The organism is Streptomyces sp. NPDC021093, assembly GCF_044333135.1.
Taxonomy (GTDB): domain Bacteria; phylum Actinomycetota; class Actinomycetes; order Streptomycetales; family Streptomycetaceae; genus Streptomyces.
The window spans coordinates 87,102-106,226 of sequence record NZ_JBIRQJ010000006.1 but is presented as its reverse complement, the minus strand read 5'-3'; the positions used below and the strand labels follow the sequence as shown (position 1 = coordinate 106,226).

Genomic DNA, 19,125 nt, shown 5'->3' with positions numbered 1-19,125 from the left:
ACTGTTGACAACCTCGGGAGCCGGCCAGGCGCGTCACCTCGACCGAATGGCCAGGGAGCACGAGGCCGCAGGTGTTGGCGAACCTCGACCCACACAGCAGGAGGTCCCGGTGACGACACGTGGAGTTCTCTACGTCCACTCCGCACCACGCGCGATGTGCCCCCACGTCGAATGGGCGGTGGGTTCCGTACTCGGTGTGCGCGTCGGTCTCGACTGGATCAGGCAGCCGGCCGCGCCCGGTACCTGGAGATCCGAATTCTCCTGGCAGGGCAAGGCCGGTACGGCCTCCAAGCTCGCGTCGGCGCTGCGCGGCTGGGACATGCTGCGCTTCGAGGTGACCGCCGAACCCTGCCCCACGGCGGAGGGCGAGCGCTACAGCTCCACCCCGGCGCTCGGCATCTTCCACGCCGTGACCGGAATGCACGGCGACATCCTCATCCCCGAGGACCGGCTGCGGGCGGCGCTGGGGCGTTCGACGCGCGGTGAGAGCGACTTGGAGGCCGAGGTCTCCCAGCTGCTCGGCAAGCCGTGGGACGACGAGCTGGAACCCTTCCGGTACGCGGGCGAGGGAGCCCCCGTCCGCTGGCTCCACCAGGTGGTCTAGTTCTCTGCGGGTGCGTTGTGGCTGGTCGCGCAGTTCCCCGCGCCCCTAGAGGCAGATGGCCCGCCCCTCGTGCGAGGGGCGGGCCATCTGCTTGCGTACGAAAGAAATCAGACCGTCCGGAACGCCAGCACCACATTGTGGCCACCGAAGCCGAACGAGTTGTTGATCGCCGCGATCGTCCCCTCCGCCGGAAGCTCCCTCGGCTTGTCGCGGACGATGTCCGCCTCCGCCGCCTCCGGGTCGAGGTCGTCGACGTTGATGGTCGGCGGGGCCGTCCGGTGGTACAGGGCGAGGACGGTGGCGACCGTCTCGATGCCGCCCGCGCCGCCCAGCAGGTGACCGGTCATGGACTTGGTGGCGGAGACCGCGACGTGGTCCAGGTCGTCGCCCAGCACCTTGCGCAGCGCCTTGATCTCGGCGACGTCGCCCTGCGGGGTGGACGTCGCGTGCGCGTTGAGGTGCATGATCTCGGACGGTGCGAGGCCCGTCGCGTCGAGCAGCTGCTGGAGGGCGGCGGCGATGCCGCGGCCCGTCGGCTCCGGCTGCGCGATGTGGTGGGCGTCGGAGGACAGGCCCTGGCCGACGGCCTCGCAGTAGACCCTGGCGCCGCGTGCGGCGGCGTGCTCCGCCGACTCCAGGACGACGATGCCGGCGCCCTCGCCGAGGACGAAGCCGTCCCGGGCGGTGTCGTACGGACGCGAGGCCTTCTCGGGCTCGTCGTTGCTCTTCGACATCGCCATCATGTTGGCGAAGGCGGCGATCGGCAGGGGGTGGATGGTGGCTTCGGTGCCACCGGCGATGACGACGTCCGCGCGGCCGTTGCGGATCATCTCGATCGCGTAGCCGACGGCCTCGGCGCCCGAGGCGCACGCGCTGACCACGGAGTGCACGCCCGCCTGGGCGCCCATCTCCAGGCCGACGTTGGCCGAGGGGCCGTTCGGCATGAGCATGGGGACGGTGTGCGGGGAGACGCGGCGTACGCCCTTCTCCTTCAGCACGTCGTACTGGTCGAGCAGGGTGGTGATGCCGCCGATGCCGGAGGACACGACCGCGCCGAGGCGCTCGGGGGCGATGTTCTCGTCCTCACCGGCCTTCGCGGTGAAGCCGGCGTCGGCCCACGCCTCGCGGGCCGCGATGATCGCGAACTGCGCGGAGCGGTCCAGCTTGCGGGCGAGCGGGCGGGGCAGGACCTCGGACGGGTCCACCGCCGCCTGCGCGGCGATACGCACGGGCAGCTCGGCGAAGCGCTCGCCCTCCAGGGGGCGTACGCCTGACCGGCCGGCCAGCAGACCTTCCCAGGTCGATGCGGCGTCGCCACCCAGCGGGGTTGTTGCGCCGATACCGGTGACGACCACGGTGCGATTGGTCGGGCTCACAGGAATTCTTTCTCCACGTGTAGAGGGGGAAGTTTTACGGCGCCACCGCCGGGTGGCGAGTGCAGCGCTACGGGGCAGCTCAGCCCTGGTGCTTCAGGATGTAGTCGGCGGCGTCGCCGACCGTCTTGAGGCCCTTGACGTCCTCGTCCGGGATCTTCACCTCGAAGCGCTCTTCGGCGGCGACGACGACCTCGACCATGGACAGCGAGTCAACGTCCAGGTCGTCGGTGAAGGACTTGTCCAGCTGGACGTCCTCGACCGGGATGCCGGCGATCTCGTTGACGATCTCGGCGAGGCCCTTGAGGATCTCTTCCTGAGTGGCGGCCATGATGGCGCTCCTTCGGTGTGTGTGAATCAGAGGGTTCAGAGAGTGTGGGCTGTGCCGGTTATGAAGCGACAAGTGCCCTAGGGGAGGGTAACGACCGTAGCGGCGTACACGAGACCCGCCCCGAAGCCGATGACGAGGGCGGTGTCCCCGCTCTTCGCCTGCCCGGTCGCCAGGAGCCGCTCCATCGCGAGCGGGATCGAGGCGGCCGAGGTGTTGCCGGTGGTTTCGATGTCACGGGCGACCATGACGTGCTCCGGCAGCTTGAGAGTCTTCACCATCGAGTCGATGATCCGCATGTTGGCCTGGTGCGGAATGAAGACGTCCAGGTCGTCGGCGGAGATCCCGGCCGCGTCCAGCGCCTGCTGGGCGACCTTCGCCATCTCGAAGACGGCCCAGCGGAACACCGCCTGGCCCTCCTGCGTGATGGCCGGGAACTTGATCTCGCCGGCGCTGTCCAGCGGCAGTTGGGAGGCGTCGGGGGAGCGGAACTCGTCCCAGCCGACCGTCTGCTTGATCGTCTCGGACTTGTCGCCCTCGGAACCCCACACGGTGGGGCCGATGTGCGGTTCCTGGGAGGGGCCCACGACGACCGCGCCCGCGCCGTCACCGAACAGGAAGGCCGTCGCGCGGTCCTCCAGGTCGGTGAGGTCGCTCAGCCGCTCCACGCCGATGACCAGCACGTATTCGGCAGAACCTTCGACGACCATGCCCTTGGCCAGGGTCAGGCCGTAGCCGAAGCCCGCGCAGCCCGCGGAGATGTCGAAGGCGGCCGGCCGGCCGGCGCCGATCTTGTGCGCGATCTCCGTCGCGACGGCCGGGGTCTGCTTGAAGTGCGAGACGGTGGAGACGATGACTCCGCCGATCTGCTCGGGGGAGATCCCGGCGTCGGCGATCGCCTTCCCCGAGGCCTCGATCGACATCATCGCCACGGACTCCTCGTCGGACGCCCAGTGGCGGGTGGCGATGCCGGAGCGCGAGCGGATCCACTCGTCGGACGAGTCGATCTTTTCGAGGATCACCTCGTTGGGCACGACCCGGGTCGGGCGGTAGCCGCCGACCCCGAGGATGCGTGCGTACGGGGCGCCCTTGCTGGGCCTGATCTTCGACATGCTGCTCGCTCCTTACGCGCTCGCGTGCTCGGCGAGGAGCGCGCGGGCCGCGTCGAGGTCGTCGGGGGTCTTGAGCGCGAGGGTCTTGACGCCCGGCATGGCGCGCTTGGCCAGCCCGACGAGCGTGCCGCCGGGGCAGACCTCGACCATCGCGGTCGCACCCAGCTCCTGGAAGGTCTCCATGCACAGGTCCCAGCGGACCGGGTTGGAGACCTGGCTGACCAGGCGCGAGACGACCTCGGAACCGGCGGCGACCTGCTTGCCGTCGGCGTTCGAGACGTACGTCAGGGTGGGGTCGGACACCGTCAGGTCCTGGGCGGCCTTGCCGAGTTCGGTGACCGCCGGGGCCATGTGCGAGGTGTGGAACGCACCCGCGACCTTCAGGGCCACGACACGGCGCACGCCCTCCGGCTTGTCGGCCTCCAGCGCGGCGATCTGCTCGGCGGTGCCGGCGGCGACGATCTGGCCGGCGCCGTTCACGTTCGCCGGGGTCAGGCCGAGCCGCTCCAGGTGCGGGATCGTCACCTCGGGGTCGCCGCCGAGCAGGGCGGCCATGCCCGTCTCGGTGACGGCGGCGGCCTCCGCCATGCCGAGTCCACGCGTCCGTACGAAACGGAGCGCGGCGTCCTCGGCCAGTACGCCCGCGAACACGGCGGCGGTGATCTCACCGACGCTGTGTCCGGCGACGGCGCCGACGGAGGAGATGTCACCGAGCGCGGACGCCGAGAGCAGACCGGCGGCGACCAGCAGCGGCTGGGCGACGGCGGTGTCACGGATGGCGTCGGCATCGGCCTTCGTGCCGTAGTGGGCAAGGTCGAGCCCGATGGCGTCGGACCAGGCCGCGATGCGGTCGGCAGCGCCGGGAAGGTCGAGCCAGGGGGTCAGGAAGCCGGGCGTCTGAGCGCCTTGGCCGGGAGCGACGAGTACGAGCACCCTCACACTCTCTCTTGTGGGCGGCGTCTTCTGCCCGTGGGGACTGGGACGAAGAACCGTCGGGGGAATTGTTTGTATCCGACAAAAGTCTAGGACGGCGAGTCGCCGTCGGCCAGGCGCCCCAGGATCAGGGCGATACGAAGCGTGAAGGCCGACCGGACGTCGGACGGTGACCAGCCGGTGACGTCTGTCACACGTCGCAGCCGGTAGCGCACGGTATTGGGGTGCACGAAGAGCATCCGCGCCGCCCCTTCGAGGCTGCTCGCCTGCTCCAGATACACGCTCAGTGTCTCCAGGAGCGCGGAGCCGGCCTCCTCCAGTGGTCTGTAGATCTCCTCCACCAGCTGGTCCCTGGCAGCAGGGTCGGAGGCGATTGCCCGCTCCGGCAGCAGATCGTCCGCCAGGACGGGCCGCGGGGCGTCCTGCCAGGCGGTGCACGCCTTGAGCCCGGCGGCCGCCGCCTGCGCGGACTTCGTCGCCGCGAGGAGGTCCGGCACGATGGGGCCCGCGACCACGGGCCCGGCCGCGTAGGGACCGATCAGCGCCTTCGCCACATGCAGCGGATTGTCGCTGCCGCCCGCGATGACGACGAGACGGGAACCGAGCACGCCGGTCAGCACCTGGAGCTTCGCGTGCCGCGCGGCCCGCCGGATCGCCTCCACGGTCAGTTCCGAGTCGCCGTCGGGGGCGGTGCCGAGGACCACGCAGACGTGCTCCGGCGAATTCCAGCCGAGGGCGGCGGCCCGGGAGACGGCCCCCTCGTCGGCCTCGCCTGACAGCACGGCGTTCACGACCAGGGACTCCAGACGTGCGTCCCACGCACCCCGGGCCTCGGCGGCCTGCGCGTACACCTGGGCGGTCGCGAAGGCGATCTCCCGCGCGTAGACGAGCAGCGCCTCCCGCAGCACCGACTCGTCGCCGGGAGCGGCGACCTCCTCGATCGCCGACTCCATGACCTCGATCGTCGTACGCACCATCTCGACGGTCTGCCGCAGGGTGATCGCCCGCGTCAGCTCGCGCGGCGCGGTCCCGAAGACGTCCGTCGAGATCGCCTGCGGGGTCTCCGGATGCCGGAACCACTCCGTGAACGCGGCGATGCCGGCCTGGGCGACCAGCCCGATCCACGACCGGTTCTCGGGCGGCATGGCCCGGTACCAGGGCAGCGTCGCGTCCATGCGCGCGATGGCGCTCGCGGCGAGACTGCCCGCGGACTGCTCCAGCCGCTTGAGAGTCGCGGAGTGCGGGTGCGGACGGGCGGCGGGCGCCACGGGCGCGGGCTGCTGCGCGGGCTGCTGGTCTGGATCGGGTCGGGGCACGGGGACAAGACTGCCTTATCCGGCGGTCGCCCCCGTGTGCCGGGGCTACCGTGGTCCCCGTGATATCCGTACGACGCTCCACGGACCGCTTTCGCGGCGGCGACCCGGCAGCCGGTGTCGAGTCCCTGCACGCTTTCTCCTTCGGCCACTTCTACGATCCGGACAACCTCCGCTTCGGCCCCGTCCTGGCCTGCAACGAGGAGCGCCTCGCCCCCGGCGCGGGCTTCGACGAACACCCGCACAGCCACACCGAGATCGTCACCTGGGTGGTCGAGGGCGAGTTGACGCACCTCGACTCCGCGGGGCACGCCACGGTCGTACGCCCCGGGGACGTCCAGCACCTGAGCGCGGGGGACGGGGTGCGGCACGTCGAGCGCAACGCGGGGGACGTGCCGCTCGTCTTCGTCCAGATGTGGCTGGCACCGCTCGTGCCGGGCGGCGAACCCTCGTACGGGCTGGTGCGCGAGGTCGCCGCCGGCATCCCGTACGAGGTGCCGGCGGCGGGTGCGGCACTGCATGTCCTGCGACCGGGCCCGGGGGAGCGGATGCCGCTGCCGGAGACCGCCTACCTCCATGTCGTACGAGGTCAAGTGGCGTGCGGTGGCGAGGAGTTGGGGCCGGGGGACTCGGTGCGGGTCAGCGGCGGGCCGGACCCGGGGATAACGGCCGCGACCGCCGCCGAGGTTCTCGTGTGGGAGCTTGCCGCCGGTCAGTAGCCGGACTCGGCGGGCTCCTCGGCGTTGCGCCACAGCGTGAGGTCCACGGTGACGTAGTCGCTGGGGTCGGACTCGGCCGACCTGCCGCGGAAGGTGACCAGGCCGATGTGGCCCGACTCCGTGTGCACGCAGATCTGCGAACCCGACGAGACCTGGCCGATCGTGAGGCGCTCGGTGAAGCGGGTCTCGTCGCGGCAGGTCTGGAGGGAGCCCTTCTGGGAGTTGTTCAGGAGGGAAATCTTCTTGCCCCTGCTGCCCAGGTAGCGCTCGTTGCTCCAGTAGTAGAAGTCCGCGTCGTCCTCGTAGGCGGCGTCGCCGGAGTGGATCGGCTTGGGCGGGGAGTCGGCGAACCGGACGTAGTAGTCGTTCGTCAGGTTCACGCCCTTGTACGAGACGGGCTTGGGGTCGGGGCGCTGCTTGCCGTCGCTCCCGGCGGAACCGGTGGCCCCCGAGGACGCGGAACTGCTGCTCCGGTTCTTCTTGGCGGCGTCGCCCGCCAGGTTCGCCAGGAACGCCGCGCAGCCGCCGACCGGGAGCAGGACCGCGGCGATGACGATGAGCGCGATGACCCCGCCGCTCATCTTCTTCTTCGGCGGCGGCTGCGGCGCCCAGCCGGGCTGGGGCTGCTGGGGGTAGGGGGCGGCGTGCAGGCTGTGCGGCGGGGGCGGAGTGGGGTGGTGCCCGGGGTACGTACCGGGGTAGGCGGGCCCGGAGGGCTGGGGGGCCTGGGGGGCCTGGACGGAGCCCGGGTAGCTGCCCGGGTACGGCGGCGGAGTGTGCGCGGCCGTGGACGCGGCCGTCGGGTGGGCCGCGAGGCCGGGCGGGACCGGGGGAGCGGCGGGCGCCGCCGGTGCCGCGGCCGGGGGTGTGCGGAGGTCACCCGGGGCGGTCGGCGCGCTCGCCACGGACGACGGTGATCCGTCGGAAGTCCCGGCAGGTGTCCCGGAGGGCTCGGCCTTCGCCGACATCGACGTCAGCATCTGTGCCGAGGCCCGCGTCCTCATCTCGATGTCCTCGGACATCCGCTCCGGCAGCCAGTCCCCGTGCTGGCTGAGCGGGGTCGCCGAGGCGGCCCGGCACAGCTCGATGATCTCGGCGGGCTCCGGCCGCTGCGCGGGGTCCTTCGCCAGGCAGCGCGCCAGGAAGCCCAGTTCCTCCGGCAGTCCGGTCAGATCGGGCTCCTCGTGCACGATCCGGTAGAGCACGGCGTGCGAATTGCCCTCCCCGTACGCCGTGTTGCCGAGAGCCGCGTACACGCCCACCTGCCCCAGCGCGAAGACGTCCGACGCGGGGCCGACCTCCTTGCCCGCCGCCTGCTCCGGCGACATGAAGGCCGGGGTGCCGATCGTGATCCCGGTTCCCGTCAGCGCGGTTGCGTCGGCGGCCCGCGCGATCCCGAAGTCGATGACCCGGGGCCCGTCGGAGGCCAGCAGTACGTTCGCGGGCTTCAGGTCACGGTGCACGATGCCCGCACCGTGGATGACCTTCAGTGCCTCCGCCATCCCGGCGAGCAGCCGCAGCACCGTCGGTACCGGGAACTTCCCGTGCTCGGAGACCGCCACGGCGAGCGAGGGGCCCGGCACGTACGCCGTCGCCAGCCACGGCCGGCCGCCCTCGGTGTCGAAGTCGATGACGGGCGCGGTGTAAAGCCCCTGCACCCGCTGCGCCGCCTGCACCTCCAGCCGGAAGCGCTGCCGGAACCCGGGATCCTCACCCAGTTCCGGCCGGATCACCTTGACGGCGATCGGGTGCCCACCCGGCGTGTACGACAGGTACACCTGCCCCATTCCGCCGGCCCCGAGCCGTGCCGCGATGCGGTAACTCGCCACCGTGCGGGGGTCGTTCTCCTCCAGCGGGTGGAACTGTCCGCTTGTCGCCGTACCCTCGTGCATCTTCTTTCCCACCCGTTGGACTGTGTGCCGGTTGTCGGGTGGGAGGGTATCCGAACCCATGGCGCATGCCGCCCGTCACGTGCCGGGTGAGACGGGGGAGGGACAGTGCGCTTCGAGTGCCGGACGACTGTCAAGAGGGAGGCACAGAAAGGTGCGTGGAGGGGCGGTGCAAACCGGCCGTAAAGGAGAGGGAAGTGGATGATGGCCGTAATGCGACCATTCGTTGACATGCTCGTCGAAGCGGTGCTTAGCTCCATCCCGATACGGCGGGAATGTGCATTGCCGGAGAAACGAATGAGAGGAACAGCATGAAGCGCACACTTGCTCTTCGTCTGGGCACGCTGCTCGGTGCCTCCGCCCTCGTGATCGGTTTCGCCTCTCAGGCCAACGCGGCCTTCTACCTTTACCAGCACGACAACTACGCCGGTAATTCCGCCTCGTTCGGCGGCTCGGACGTGGAGCTGAACAACAAGTACTGGTCCGGCACCACACAGGTCATGAACAACGGTGCCAGTTCCATGAAGAACTACACGAACTCCTACGTCGGCATGTGGGACAAAGGCGGTGCCTGTACGGGCACCAGTTACACGGCCAAGCCCAATTCGGTCGATACCGACTTCAGCAACAACAGCTTCGACAACAAGGCGAGCTGCGTGAAGTTCCTGTAGCTGTACCTGTAGCTCAGGGGCGGGAACCGGGCGGACCGGTTCCCGCTGTTGCGCCGTGCCATGTCGCAGGGGGAGGGCAGTGGACGTACGGGAACGGGAACGGGCACGCAAGGGGACACGGATCGGCCTGCCGTCGGCCATCGCGCTCATCGTGCTGACGGCGGGGTGCGGGTCGCCCGGGTCGGGGCCGTCCGGGGTCCGCGTGCCGAAGGTGCCGGCCCCGACCGCCGAGGTCCTCGGCCTGAGGCTGCCGACGGACACGTACCTGCTCTCGGTCGACGAGATCTACGACGGCGAGGAAGCGGCGGACCTGCTCACCCGGCAGTGCATGAAGAAGCACGGCTACGACTGGCGCCTGATCGAGCGCCCGGACTTCGGCGACTGGCGCAACCGCCGCCGCTACGGAGTCGTCGAACCGGAAGTGGCGAAGAACTTCGGCTACCACCCCGTTCCCGCACTGCTGAGCCCCACCGAGGTGTACGAGAAGAAGCAGCGGCGCGAACGGGGCCTCACCCCGGAGGAGAAGAGAACCGCGACGGACGAGAAGACCGGCTGTCAGCGCCGCTCCAACGACGCACTGTGGCGCGGCATCGACTACGACCAGACCCTCGCGACGCGATTCAACTCCAAGGCCCTGGCGGATTCGGCGAAGGACCCGAAAGTGGTGCGTGCGGTGCGGGAATGGAGTTCCTGTATGCGCCGGGCGGGCCACGAATATCCGACTCTCGACAAGGCGATCGGCGACCCGCGCTGGGACATGAGGAACCCGCCTTCCGACGAGGAGAAGACGGTTGCCGTCGCGGATGTGAAATGTCAGACGGAAGTCGGTCTGATCCGGACCTGGTTCGCCGTCGACAGTGCCTTGCAGAAGAAGTGGATCGAGCAGAAGCCGTCGGATTTCAAGCGAATTCTCGACGCGAAGAACCGATTCCTGGCGAAGGCGAAAGCAGTGCGTGCCGGGGAGAAGTGAAACCCCCGGCACGGCGGCGTGACGCGGCGTCCCGTGCGCGGCGCTTCGTCAGGCGGCGCTCCGTCAGGCGGTGGCGGTGCGGGCCTCCGCCAGCACCGCGTCGATGTACGGCGGCCAGACCTCCGCCGCCCACGGGCCGAAGGCGCGGTCCGCGAGGGCCACGATCGCGATCCCCGCGTCGGGGTCGACCATCAGGAACGTACCGGCCTGGCCGAAGTGGCCGAAGGTGCGGGGAGAGGCCGAACCGCCCGTCCAGTGCGGGGACTTGGAGTCGCGGATCTCGAAGCCGAGACCCCAGTCGTTGGGGTTCTGGTGGCCGAAGCCGGGGAGGACGCCCTTGGTGCCGGGGTAGTGGACGGTGAGGGTGGCCCCGGCGACCGTACGGGGGTCCAGCAGACGCGGGGCCTGGAGTTCGGCGGCGAAGCGGGCGAGGTCGTCGACGGTCGAGACGCCGTCCCGGGCGGGGGAACCGTCCATGGTGGTGGCGGACATGCCGAGGGGTTCGAGGACCGCCTGGCGGAGGTACTCGCCGAAGGGGATCTCGGTGGCCTTGGCGATGTGGTCGCCCAGCGCGTCGAAACCGGCGTTGGAGTAGAGGCGGCGGGTGCCGGGCTCGGAGGTGACGCGGGGCTCGTCGTAGGCGAGGCCGCTGGTGTGGGCGAGCAGGTGGCGGACCGTGGAGCCGGGGGGCCCTGCGGGTTCGTCGAGCTCGATCGCGCCCTCTTCGTACGCCACCAGGGCCGCGTAGGCGCCGAGGGGCTTGGAGACGGAAGCGAGCGGAAAGCGGTGCGTCGTCGCTCCGTGCGACCCGAGGACGGTGCCGTCGGCCCGTACGACGGCTGTGGCGGCCGTGGGCACCGGCCAGGACTCGATCATCGTCACGCTCTGCATGCCCCGAGCCTAACCGGACCAGAACGGGCCTCTCGGCCCCGGCCCTACCCGGCCCCTTCGGCCCCGGCCTCGCCCCCAGCCCTCTTGGGCAGCGGGGCCGCTACCGCCGCCTCCTTGGGCACAGCCGCTACCGCCGCCTCCTTGGGCACAGCCGCTACCGCCGCCTCCTTGGGCACAGCCGATACCGCCGTCTCCTTGGGCAGCGGGGCCGCCCCCGGGGGCGGGACGGGTGGGCAAGGGGGCGGCCCCTCGCGCGGAGCGCTCCCTTCCGCGACCGTGTGCCCTCGCTGCCGCCCCGGGTCCGGCAAGCCCCCGGAGCGCAAGCAAGCCGAACGGGGGCCGGCCCGCGGCGAGGGGGCCGCCCTGTGCCCACCCGTCCCGCCCCTTCAGGGCGGCACCAGTGCCCACAGGACGGCGGGCGGCGGCGCGGTGTCCACAGGACGGCGGCGGCGGCGCGGTGCCCGCAGGGCGGCGGGCGGCACCAGTGCCCACAGGGCAGCGGCGGCGGCACCAGTGCCCGCAGGGCGGTGGCGGGCGGTCGGCGTCGTGCGGCTGGGGCGGGCAGGGGAATTGGTGGGGGAATCCGCTTGCTTCGAGTGCACTCCAAGGTCCTAGCGTGAGGGCATGACGGTGATCGACAGCAGTCCCGTACGGATACCGGCCGACTCGGAGCAACCGCCGCTCACCTGCGGCCCCGGCGGCGGGCACCCCCTGCCCGAGGGCCGTGACCACTACACGATCAGTGAGGTGGCGCAGGTCACCGGGCTCACCGCGCACACCCTGCGCTGGTACGAGCGGATCGGTCTGATGCCGCACGTCGACCGTTCGCACACCGGCCAGCGCCGGTTCCGCAACCGGGACCTGGACTGGCTCGCCCTCGTCGGCAAGCTGCGGCTGACCGGGATGCCGGTCGCCGACATGGTGCGTTACGCGGAACTGGTGCGGGAGGGCGAGCACACCTTCGAGGCCCGGCAGGAGCTGTTGGAGGGGACCCGCCGTGCCGTACGGGCACGGATCGAGGAGCTTCGGGACACCCTCGCCGTACTCGACCACAAGATCGACGTTTATGCGGACGCCCGCCGGGCGTCGGAGAGGTTCTGAACACCACATGAGCAGTACGAGCAGCACGGGCAGCACGAGCAGCACGAACCGCATACCCACCACCCGCCTCGGCGGTCCCAGCGGTCCCGAGGTCGGTGTCCAGGGCCTCGGCTGCATGGGCATGAGCGGTGCGTACGGTCCGGCCGACGCCGACGAGGCGCGGGCCACCCTGGAGCGGGCCCTCGAACTGGGCGTCACGCTGTACGACACGGCGGACATGTACGCGGACGGCGAGAACGAGAAGTTCCTCGCCCCGTTCGTCGCCGCGCACCGGGACGAGATCACCATCGCCACGAAGTTCGCGCTGGCCATCGACCCGGAGGACCGCACGAAGCGGTACATCAACAACGACCCCGCCTACATCCGCAAGTGCATCGACGACAGCCTGCGCCGCCTCGGCACGGACGTCGTCGACCTCTACTACATGCACCGGCGCGACGTGAAGATCCCGATCGAGGAGACCGTCGGTGTCATGGCCGAGCTGGTCGCGGCCGGCAAGGTCAAGCAGCTCGGGCTGAGCGAGGTGACGGGCCCGGAGCTGCGGGCCGCCCACGCCGTGCACCCGATCGCGGCCGTGCAGTCGGAGTGGTCGCTGTTCAGCCGGGACATCGAGGCGGGCGTGGTCCCGGCGGCCGCCGAGGTGGGCGCGGCCCTGGTCGCCTACTCGCCGCTCGGCCGCGGCTTCCTCACCGGGGCCTTCGCCAACGCCGAGAAGGACCTCGGCGCGGACGACTTCCGCCGCCACCAGCCCCGCTTCACCGGCGCCAACGCCGAGACGAACAGCGCGCTGCTCGACCCGGTGCGCGAGGTCGCCCGCGCCCGTGGCGTCACGCTCGGCCAGGTCGCACTGGCCTGGGTGCAGCAGCAGGCGCGGGTGCGGGGACTGTCGGTGGTGCCGATCCCGGGAACCACGAAGCGCACCCGGGTCGAGGAGAACGTCTCCGCGGCCCGACTGGTCCTGAGCGCCGAGGAGTTGGCGCTGCTCGAACCGATCGCCGGGCAGGTGGCGGGCGGGCGGTACGCGGACATGGCGTTCACCTCCGCCGGCCGGGAGTAGGCCGGGCAGGGGGCCGGGAGCAGTTCTCGTACGTACGCACGCGGCTCACACCCGTGCGTACGTACGCATGCGGCTCACACTCGTGCGCACGTACGCACGCGGCTCACGCTCATGCGCACGTACGCACGTGGCTCACGCCAGTCCCAGCGCGAAGACCGTGAAGCCCGCCGCGAGCAGTCCCACGGCCGTCCCGCTGGCCTTCGTCGTACGCGGGGCGGTGGCGGCCGGGTGCTCGAAGACCCGCGCGTACTTCCCGATCACGACCAGCAGCACCGCGAACAGCGGCAGCCACGCGATCCGCGCCACGATCCACCCCGGTGTGTCGGGGGTGGCGGTCAGGCCCGGGATCGTACCGAGGTACGAGCCGGGGACGGCGGCGGCGAGCATCGCGGTCTGGTGCCAGCACAGGATCGTCATCGCGGAGAGGTTGATGACGACGACGGGCGCCCAGAGCGCCGGGTGCCTCAGGAGCCTGGCGATGCGGTCGCGGAGCAGCACGGCCGCACCGCTCTGTGCGGCGGCCAGGGCGAGGACGAGCAGCGACGGCGGGTGCGAGTTGGTGCGGTCCTGGCCGGGGACGCCGACCATCGACGCCGGGTAGTGGAACGCGAGCAGGAGCGCGGCGAAGAGGGCGGTGCCGCCGACGAGGAGGACGTACGCGGTCTTCCTGCTGAGCCTCTTCTCGCCCCAGGCGACGCCGAGTTGGTAGGCGAAGAGCCAGCCGGGGAGCAGATTGAGGAGGCTCAGCCAGGAGGGCATGGCGTCGGCGTACGGGCCGTACCGGAGGAAGTCGACGACGGCGACGGAGCCGATCAGCGGGGCCGCCGACCAGGCGCCCGCGCGGCGGGCGACACGGATGCACAGCGGGGTGAGCGCGGTGATCGCCGCGTACACGCCGACGAACCACAGGGGCTGCACCACCAGTTTCGCGCCGGTGCGCAGGGTGGCTTCGGGCACCCCGAGCCCGTACAGGACGGGGAGCATCATCGCCCAGACGGCGGTCACCCCGAGCACAGGCCGTCCCAGTCGCACCAGCCGGCTCTTCAGCCACTCCGCGCTCGACCCCTTGCGCCTGTGGTACGAGAGGACGGAGGCGTAGCCGCCGACCAGGAAGAAGATGCCCAGCATCTGGAGGATCCAGCTGGCGGGGGCGAGGGCGGAGAAGGAGGAGAGCGGGCTGGTGTTGTGCAGCGAACCGGCGTCGGCGTCGACGGTGAACCCGCCGAGCAGCCAGTGCCCGGTGGGCACGGCGAGCAGCGCGAGCGCCCGCAGCCCGTCGATGGCACGGTCACGGTGGGCGGGGGTACGGGCGTCGACCTTGGTGGCGAGGGCGGAGAGGCTCATCGGGTGACCTTCGTGAAGTGGGGTGTGTGGGGGGCGACTTGAGCCCGTCCTGTGGATGAGGACGCACGGACGGGGTGGAAAGGGGGAGCCTTCGGTCCGCCTCGCGTCCTGCTCGCTGGTCCGCCTGGTGTGCTGTTCACCGGTCCGCCGCACGCCTTGCTCGCCGGTCCGCCGCGCGTCCTGCTCGCCGGTCCGCCTCGTGCCTTGCTCGCCGGTCCGCCTCGTGTGCTGTTCACCGGTCCGCCGTACGCCTTGCTCGCCGGTCCGCCGCGCGTCCTGCTCGCCGGTCCGCCTCGTGTCGTACTCGCCGTTGCGCCGCGTGCCCTACTCACCGGTCCGCTCCTCCGCTATCGCCGCGAACGTCCTCAGCGAGTCCGTCCCCGGCGCGAAGTACCCGGTGTGGCCCTGGGCCGACGCCGCCGGGACCCGCCGCGCCCCGAAGGACGGTGCCGTCGGATCTGCCCCGTGCCCCAGCCCCAGCACCTGCATGTTCGGCACGTTGTCGATCCAGTCGGTGGGGTCCTTCGCCGCCCAGACCCGCGCCCCGGTCCGCAGGCCGTCCGCGCTGTCCACCCGCATTCCGGGCGAGGCGAACGCCACGATGTCGGCGGCGTTCAGCCGGGGTGCGGCGATCCCGCACACCACCGACCCGTAGCTGTGGCAGAACACGGCGGGGTCGCTCGCACCGACCGCGTCGAGCCCGTCGGCGAACCGGGTCAGCCGCTCGGCCCCCGCCTCGGCGAGACCACCGGTCGCGGCGTCGATGCCGACGCCGACGGGGGTGGTGTAGCCGACCCAGGCCACCACCGCCGTGTCGGCGGGGTCGGTCGCCCCGCGCAGGCTCCTGGCCATCCCGGCCGGAGTGCCGTACGGATCCCTCGCCCGGTCGTACGTCGCGGCGTCCATGTCCGACCCGGGCACGATCACGGCCACATGCCGCGACCCGGTCAAGTCCCCGTAGACCTCGGCCACTTGGCCGCGCCCCCGCGGATCGAAGGCGAGGATCTGCTTCCCGGGGGCGAGCAGCCTGGTGAACCGGCCGTCGGCGGCGATGTTCGCCCGGTTGGCGGCGTACCGCAGCTCGACGGGCGCACCGTCCAGGTTGCCGACCACGAGCGGGTGGCGGCGTACGAGATCGCGCCGCTCCTGCTCGCCCAACCCCCGGAAGAATGACGCCACTTGGGCAGGAGTGCCGGCGACCGGATCGATCAGCCCTTCGCTCCGCCAGGCGGCGGTGCCCGGCGGCGGCCCGGTGACGGCGGTCTGCGAGTCGGCGGATGCCCACCCGGCGGTGCCCCCGACCATGGCCGTCACGGCGGCGACGGCCGCCAGGGTCCTCCTGAACCGGTGCATGTCCCCGCCCTCTCCGTCGCGCTCCACTGCGCTCTGCTGTGTACGTCTTGATGCAGAGGAAGGTAGGAAGAGGACGCCTCCCCGGGCGTCACACCACGGGGCCAACTCCCGAGTGATACCGCAGTACTGGAGGATTTCCGCAGGTGGGAGGGTGGTGCTGGCCCCCGTGCCGGAGGTGCGGGAAACTCCCCCGCGCGGCGGAGAGCCCCTGGCCACAGGGTTGACGCGGCGGCGCCGCCCGCGGTGCGAACGTGGCGGCATGACCGACCCCACACACAAGACTGTGACCGGCGTCACATCACGTCCCGGCCCTGCCGGACCCGAATCACCGCTGCTTCGGTGGCTGCTGCTCGGCTGGGCCGCGGTGCACGCGGTGTTCGCCGCCGGATGTTACGCCGTCGGTGTGCCGCTCTTCGGACTCGGGCCGCACCGGGTCCCCGCCGTACTGAACTGGTTCGCCGTCGCGGTGGCCGTGCTCGCCGCAGGAGCGGCCCTCGCTGCCTCCCGCGCCCGGCCCGGGGGCCGGTCTGTGCTGCGGCGGGCGCTCTGGGTGCTTGCCGGGCTGTCCCTGGTGTCCGGGTTCAGTCTGCTGATGGATGTGATCGCCCTGCTGACCGGCGCCCTCCCCGACAGCCTGCCCGCCACCGCGCACCACGCCCTCGGGCTTCTCGGCGCGCTGGTGCTGGCCGCCAACGCCCGTACGGGGAGGGTGAGTTCGGCGGTCCCGTCGATATCGGCGGCAGGGGAGGGCGGGCCGTCCCGCCGGGTCCGCCTCGCCGTCCGGGCGGGGGTGATCGCCTTCCTCCCGTACGCGACGATGAAGACGATCTGGGCCACCGGCGGAACCTACGCCGGAGTCTCCGGCGCGGAAGTGCTGGCGGCCTCCCGCCGCAACGGAGCCTCCGGGCTGTGGCTGGCCCTGGAAGCCCGGGGTCTCGACCCGACCGCACTGCTCGCCGTGCTCGGCTGTCTGCTGCTGTTCGCGCTGATACGGCCCTGGGGCCAGGTCTTCCCCCGCCGGAGCCCGTTCCTCGCGGGCCGCCCGGTGCCGCGTTGGCTGCTGCTCACCCCGGCGCTGATCGGTGCCGCGACCCTTCTTCCGTACGGTCTGCTCGGCGGCGGGTACCTGGTCCTCGCCTCGTTCGGCGCGCTGGAACTCGCGGCGGGCGACTTCGGGCCGGGTGCCGACGGCCTGTTGGTCAGCTGGACCGGGCTGGTCGGCTTCTCCGGGTACGGCGTCGCCCTTGTCGTGGCCACCCGCTCGTACTGGCTCCGTACCCGAACCCGAACCCGCGCCCGCACCGGCATCCGCACCGTCGCCCGGTGACCTCATCCCGCGTCGCCCGGCGACACCAGCCCCGACTCGTACGCGAAGATCACCGCCTGGGCGCGGTCCCGCAGGTCCAGCTTGGCCAGCACCCGCCCGATGTGGGTCTTCACCGTCTGTTCGGCCAGGATCAGATGGTCCGCGATCTCCTGGTTGGAGAGCCCGCGCGCGATCAGCTCCAGGACCTCGGTCTCGCGCGGGGTCAGTCCGTTCAGCCGCAGGCTCGGGTTCCGGCGCGGGGCGGGGCGCTGCGCGGCGAAGTCCGCGATCAGGCGGCGCGTCACGGACGGGGCGAGCAGCGCCTCGCCGGCCGCCACCACCCGTACCGCCGCGATCAGATCGGCCGGCGGGGCGTCCTTCAGCAGGAACCCGGACGCACCCGCGCGCAGCGCCTCGTACACGTAGTCGTCGACGTCGAAGGTGGTCAGCATCAGCACCTTCGGCAGGTGCACCACGCCCACCGGCGGGTTCAGGATCTCCCGCGCGGCGGCCAGCCCGTCCATCTCCGGCATCCGCACGTCCATCAGTACGACGTCCGGGTGCGTGGTCCGGCTGACCTCCACCCCCTGCCGTCCGTCCGGCGCCTCGCCCACCACATCGATGTCGGCCTGCGCCGAGAGCAGCGCGGCGAATCCGGCCCGCACCATGGCCTGGTCGTCGACGATGATCACGCGAATGGTCATGGGGCGGGGGAGTCCTTCTCTGTGGAGTTCTTCTCTGTGGAGTTCTTCGGGGGGTTCCGCAGCGGCAGCCGGGCCGCGACCCGGAAGCCGCCGTCCGGCAGCGGTCCGGTGTCGAGCGTGCCGCCGGTCAACCGTACGCGCTCGCGCATGCCGACCAGCCCGTGCCCGCCGGCCCCCTTCGCCTCCACCCTCGAAGTCGGCTCGGGGGCGGGCCCGTTGACGATCAGCACCAGCAGGTCCAGGTCCTCCACCCGTACCGACACCCGGGTCGTCGCCCCCGGCGCGTGCCGCACCACATTGGCCAGGGCCTCCTGCACGATCCGGTACGCCGACAGGTCCACCGCCTGCGGTACCGCGGGCGAACCCGGGCCCGTGCCCAGGCCCCCGGCCATCGACAGCTCGGCGGGCACCCCGGCCCGTACCGTCGCCTCCACCAGCTGCTGCACCTTGTTCAGCCCGGGTTGCGGCGCCCGCTCGCCCTCGGTGCCCTCGCTGCGCAGCACCACGAGCAGCCGTCGCATCTCCGTCAGCGACTCCCGCGCGCTCGCCGCGATCGAGGCGAACTCCTCCTCCGCCTCCGCCGGGAGCCCGCTGATCCGGTACGGGGCCGAATCGGCCTGCACGGTGATCATCGACATGTGGTGCGCGACCACGTCGTGCAACTCCCGGGCGATGCGCGTCCGTTCCTCCAGGAGGGTCCGCTGCGCACGCTCCGCCTCGCTGATGGTCTCCTGCTCCACCAGCCTGCGCTGCACGTCGCCGCGCTCCCGGAGCACTCCGCCGACGACCAGCACGACCGCGCTCAGCACGACGGTCAGCAGGTTGGTGCCGTCGCTGGCCTCCGGGTGGAGCTGCCCGAGCCCTATCCCCGTCAGGGCGACGAACAGCCACACACCGACCAGCGTCCGCCGGCGCTCCCGAAGGGCCAGCGCGAACAGCAGGAAGAGCAGTCCGACGATCGTGGGCGCGGGCCAGGGCCAGATGGAGCGGACCTGGCCGCCCTGCTGGGTGAAGAGGAAGAGGCTGCCGATCACCCCCGCGGGCAGCACGATCCAGCACGTCTGGAGCGGCCGGTGCCCCATCATCAGGAGCGGCAGCACCTGCAGTGCGGCGAGCGCTCCCGCGATGCCGCCGGACACCCGGTAGTCGCCTGCCAGCACGGTGATCGTGACCGGGAAGAGCACGCACACGACGGTGAGGACCACCACGTACGGCAACAGCCGCTGCCAGCGCTTCGGGGCGTCGACGAGGAGCGGCGTCGGAGGGTGCGAGGGGTGGGTGACGGCGTGCAGCAGCTCGCGCAGATGGCGCGCGGCAGCGCTGAACAGTCCGTCGACGACAGGTCCGACAGATCCGGCGGTGGGCTCGGACGAGGGTTTCGGAGGGACGGTGGGCTGCGGGGGAGGAGACGGAGTCGGTTCTCTCATGGCTCCCTCAGCGTAGGCAGCGCACCCGTT

General features: G+C 71.5%; 19 protein-coding genes. 7 read left to right on the top strand and 12 right to left on the bottom strand.

Annotated elements, in window-relative coordinates:
• Positions 1–109 precede the first annotated feature (109 nt).
• Positions 110–604 carry a DUF3145 domain-containing protein gene (locus ACH4SP_RS19560; protein WP_398416547.1) on the top strand — a complete coding sequence of 165 codons (495 nt, stop codon included), beginning with the start codon at positions 110–112 and terminating at the stop codon, positions 602–604.
• Between the two features lie 107 nt (positions 605–711).
• Here the strand turns inward: ACH4SP_RS19560 and fabF are convergent, their stop codons facing one another.
• The 5 genes from fabF to ACH4SP_RS19535 form a co-directional block, all read right to left on the bottom strand.
• Positions 712–1,980: a beta-ketoacyl-ACP synthase II gene (fabF, locus tag ACH4SP_RS19555; protein ID WP_398416545.1), complete on the bottom strand. Its 1,269-nt coding sequence runs from the start codon at positions 1,978–1,980 to the stop codon at positions 712–714.
• 79 nt (positions 1,981–2,059) lie between these two features.
• Positions 2,060–2,308: an acyl carrier protein gene (locus tag ACH4SP_RS19550; protein ID WP_398416542.1), complete on the bottom strand. Its 249-nt coding sequence runs from the start codon at positions 2,306–2,308 to the stop codon at positions 2,060–2,062.
• Between the two features lie 77 nt (positions 2,309–2,385).
• Positions 2,386–3,417, bottom strand: coding sequence for a ketoacyl-ACP synthase III (locus tag ACH4SP_RS19545; RefSeq protein ID WP_398416540.1), 1,032 nt, complete (start codon positions 3,415–3,417; stop codon positions 2,386–2,388).
• 12 nt (positions 3,418–3,429) lie between these two features.
• Complete coding sequence (locus tag ACH4SP_RS19540; protein ID WP_398416538.1) at positions 3,430–4,350, bottom strand: ACP S-malonyltransferase; 921 nt, start codon at positions 4,348–4,350, stop codon at positions 3,430–3,432.
• An 89-nt stretch (positions 4,351–4,439) separates the two neighbouring features.
• Entirely contained in the window at positions 4,440–5,666 is a 1,227-nt protein-coding gene (locus tag ACH4SP_RS19535; protein ID WP_398416535.1) for a PucR family transcriptional regulator, read from the bottom strand.
• 59 nt (positions 5,667–5,725) lie between these two features.
• Here ACH4SP_RS19535 and ACH4SP_RS19530 point away from each other — a divergent pair, with 59 nt between their 5' ends.
• Positions 5,726–6,382 carry a pirin family protein gene (locus tag ACH4SP_RS19530; RefSeq protein WP_398416533.1) on the top strand — a complete coding sequence of 219 codons (657 nt, stop codon included), beginning with the start codon at positions 5,726–5,728 and terminating at the stop codon, positions 6,380–6,382.
• Here the strand turns inward: ACH4SP_RS19530 and ACH4SP_RS19525 are convergent.
• A complete protein-coding gene (locus ACH4SP_RS19525; protein ID WP_398417190.1) occupies positions 6,376–8,274 on the bottom strand; it encodes a serine/threonine protein kinase in 1,899 nt (632 codons plus the stop codon). The two genes, ACH4SP_RS19530 and ACH4SP_RS19525, sit on opposite strands and share 7 nt — an antisense overlap.
• A 308-nt stretch (positions 8,275–8,582) precedes the next feature.
• Here ACH4SP_RS19525 and ACH4SP_RS19520 point away from each other — a divergent pair, with 308 nt between their 5' ends.
• On the top strand, positions 8,583–8,942 hold the full coding sequence (locus ACH4SP_RS19520; protein ID WP_398416531.1) for a peptidase inhibitor family I36 protein: 360 nt from the start codon (positions 8,583–8,585) through the stop codon (positions 8,940–8,942).
• Between the two features lie 79 nt (positions 8,943–9,021).
• Positions 9,022–9,912, top strand: a complete 891-nt coding sequence (locus ACH4SP_RS19515) for a hypothetical protein (RefSeq protein WP_398416529.1) — start codon at positions 9,022–9,024, stop codon at positions 9,910–9,912.
• Positions 9,913–9,975: 63 nt separating this feature from the next.
• Here ACH4SP_RS19515 and ACH4SP_RS19510 read toward each other — a convergent pair whose 3' ends face one another.
• Positions 9,976–10,803 (bottom strand): serine hydrolase domain-containing protein, encoded by an 828-nt coding sequence (locus tag ACH4SP_RS19510; RefSeq protein ID WP_398416527.1) that lies wholly within the window; start codon positions 10,801–10,803, stop codon positions 9,976–9,978.
• 386 nt (positions 10,804–11,189) lie between these two features.
• Entirely contained in the window at positions 11,190–11,405 is a 216-nt protein-coding gene (locus ACH4SP_RS19505) for a hypothetical protein (RefSeq protein WP_398416525.1), read from the bottom strand.
• A gap of 22 nt (positions 11,406–11,427) precedes the next feature.
• On the opposite strand from ACH4SP_RS19505, the gene ACH4SP_RS19500 reads away from it, so the two are divergent.
• Both ACH4SP_RS19500 and ACH4SP_RS19495 read left to right on the top strand, forming a co-directional pair.
• On the top strand, positions 11,428–11,904 hold the full coding sequence (locus tag ACH4SP_RS19500) for a MerR family transcriptional regulator (RefSeq protein WP_398416523.1): 477 nt from the start codon (positions 11,428–11,430) through the stop codon (positions 11,902–11,904).
• 7 nt (positions 11,905–11,911) lie between these two features.
• A complete protein-coding gene (locus tag ACH4SP_RS19495; protein WP_398416521.1) occupies positions 11,912–12,961 on the top strand; it encodes an aldo/keto reductase in 1,050 nt (349 codons plus the stop codon).
• 132 nt (positions 12,962–13,093) lie between these two features.
• On the opposite strand, the gene ACH4SP_RS19490 is transcribed toward ACH4SP_RS19495, so the two are convergent.
• Together ACH4SP_RS19490 and ACH4SP_RS19485 are read right to left on the bottom strand one after the other, a co-directional pair.
• The gene (locus ACH4SP_RS19490) at positions 13,094–14,305 is read right to left on the bottom strand and encodes an acyltransferase (protein WP_398416519.1); all 1,212 of its coding nucleotides are present in this window, start codon (positions 14,303–14,305) and stop codon (positions 13,094–13,096) included.
• Positions 14,306–14,629: 324 nt separating this feature from the next.
• On the bottom strand, positions 14,630–15,658 hold the full coding sequence (locus ACH4SP_RS19485; protein WP_398416517.1) for an alpha/beta hydrolase: 1,029 nt from the start codon (positions 15,656–15,658) through the stop codon (positions 14,630–14,632).
• A 259-nt stretch (positions 15,659–15,917) separates the two neighbouring features.
• Here ACH4SP_RS19485 and ACH4SP_RS19480 point away from each other — a divergent pair, with 259 nt between their 5' ends.
• Positions 15,918–16,985: a hypothetical protein gene (locus ACH4SP_RS19480; RefSeq protein WP_398416515.1), complete on the top strand. Its 1,068-nt coding sequence runs from the start codon at positions 15,918–15,920 to the stop codon at positions 16,983–16,985.
• Between the two features lie 2 nt (positions 16,986–16,987).
• Here ACH4SP_RS19480 and ACH4SP_RS19475 read toward each other — a convergent pair whose 3' ends face one another.
• Entirely contained in the window at positions 16,988–17,668 is a 681-nt protein-coding gene (locus tag ACH4SP_RS19475) for a response regulator (protein WP_398416513.1), read from the bottom strand.
• The gene (locus ACH4SP_RS19470) at positions 17,665–19,095 is read right to left on the bottom strand and encodes a sensor histidine kinase (protein WP_398416510.1); all 1,431 of its coding nucleotides are present in this window, start codon (positions 19,093–19,095) and stop codon (positions 17,665–17,667) included. Before ACH4SP_RS19470 ends, ACH4SP_RS19475 begins: the two co-directional genes overlap by 4 nt.
• Positions 19,096–19,125: the final 30 nt, after the last annotated feature.

Bases quoted from the DNA above. Each gene is read 5' to 3' on its own strand.
- ACH4SP_RS19550 (WP_398416542.1), bottom strand. From the start codon at position 2,308: ATGGCCGCCACTCAGGAAGAGATCCTCAAGGGCCTCGCCGAGATCGTC.
- ACH4SP_RS19545 (WP_398416540.1), bottom strand. From the start codon at position 3,417: ATGTCGAAGATCAGGCCCAGCAAGGGCGCCCCGTACGCACGCATCCTC.
- ACH4SP_RS19525 (WP_398417190.1), bottom strand. From the start codon at position 8,274: ATGCACGAGGGTACGGCGACAAGCGGACAGTTCCACCCGCTGGAGGAG.
- ACH4SP_RS19520 (WP_398416531.1), top strand. From the start codon at position 8,583: ATGAAGCGCACACTTGCTCTTCGTCTGGGCACGCTGCTCGGTGCCTCC.
- ACH4SP_RS19510 (WP_398416527.1), bottom strand. From the start codon at position 10,803: ATGCAGAGCGTGACGATGATCGAGTCCTGGCCGGTGCCCACGGCCGCC.
- ACH4SP_RS19500 (WP_398416523.1), top strand. From the start codon at position 11,428: ATGACGGTGATCGACAGCAGTCCCGTACGGATACCGGCCGACTCGGAG.
- ACH4SP_RS19495 (WP_398416521.1), top strand. From the start codon at position 11,912: ATGAGCAGTACGAGCAGCACGGGCAGCACGAGCAGCACGAACCGCATA.
- ACH4SP_RS19490 (WP_398416519.1), bottom strand. From the start codon at position 14,305: ATGAGCCTCTCCGCCCTCGCCACCAAGGTCGACGCCCGTACCCCCGCC.
- ACH4SP_RS19485 (WP_398416517.1), bottom strand. From the start codon at position 15,658: ATGCACCGGTTCAGGAGGACCCTGGCGGCCGTCGCCGCCGTGACGGCC.
- ACH4SP_RS19480 (WP_398416515.1), top strand. From the start codon at position 15,918: ATGACCGACCCCACACACAAGACTGTGACCGGCGTCACATCACGTCCC.
- ACH4SP_RS19475 (WP_398416513.1), bottom strand. From the start codon at position 17,668: ATGACCATTCGCGTGATCATCGTCGACGACCAGGCCATGGTGCGGGCC.
- ACH4SP_RS19470 (WP_398416510.1), bottom strand. From the start codon at position 19,095: ATGAGAGAACCGACTCCGTCTCCTCCCCCGCAGCCCACCGTCCCTCCG.